Source organism: Sedimenticola hydrogenitrophicus, from assembly GCF_029017505.1.
GTDB classification, from domain to species: Bacteria; Pseudomonadota; Gammaproteobacteria; order Chromatiales; family Chromatiaceae; genus Sedimenticola; species Sedimenticola hydrogenitrophicus_A.
This window is the reverse complement of record NZ_JAQGEI010000113.1, coordinates 1-668: the sequence shown is the minus strand read 5'-3', so window position 1 is coordinate 668 and position 668 is coordinate 1. Positions and strand designations below refer to the sequence as shown.

The window sequence follows — 668 nt, the reverse complement described above, 5'->3', positions numbered from 1 at the left end:
CAGGGTCATCATCGGTATCGGGGTTGAGTTGGTCATAGAGCGCCAACGAAGGTGCACGCACAACGATGTTGCGCGCCTTATCATTGTCGGGCAGCGTCAGCGTGATCGGTGGCGGTCGATCGCGTAGCTCACGCCGGCGTTCGAGTACTTGCCGCACACCGCTGGGATGGGGTACATCATTGTTGAGCGCCTCGGCGATGGCCTGCTCGAGTTCATCCGCGCCGTAGTCATCGAGCAGTTGCACCAACTCGGCGGTAGCACGTGACATCGGGGTGCCGCGGTCTGCGGCCTGTTGTAACAGCGCACGACTGGATGGGGCGGCCTGTGCCAGTCGATCCTGGCCGCGATGATGACGCGCGGCGCGTTTGGCGCTGACCAGCGCGTCGAGATGGGCTGGATCTTCGATCTGCTCGCCCTTGCCATAGGCGCGTGGATGTTCGGCGATCACCTCAGTGCCTGTGAGTACCCGCACCTGGTTCAGTGAGGCCAGCACCGTCAAGGTGCGTCGTACCTGCGTGTGCGGCACACTGTAGTCATTGAGATCAAAGCGAACGTACGGGGTCTTGCCGACACTCGCCTCGAGACGTTCGTCGCACGGATAAGGATTATCCGGCAATCCGATCAGTTGCCTGCGCTCCTGTCCGAAGGCTTCGCGTACGGTGATACTC

General features: G+C 61.7%; 1 protein-coding gene. It reads right to left on the bottom strand.

All coding sequences use genetic code 11. From position 1 onward, the window contains the following. Nucleotides 1-668, bottom strand: a 668-nt coding sequence (locus O9K64_RS23495; protein WP_335342357.1) for a Mu transposase domain-containing protein, incomplete at both ends; no start/stop codon positions are given.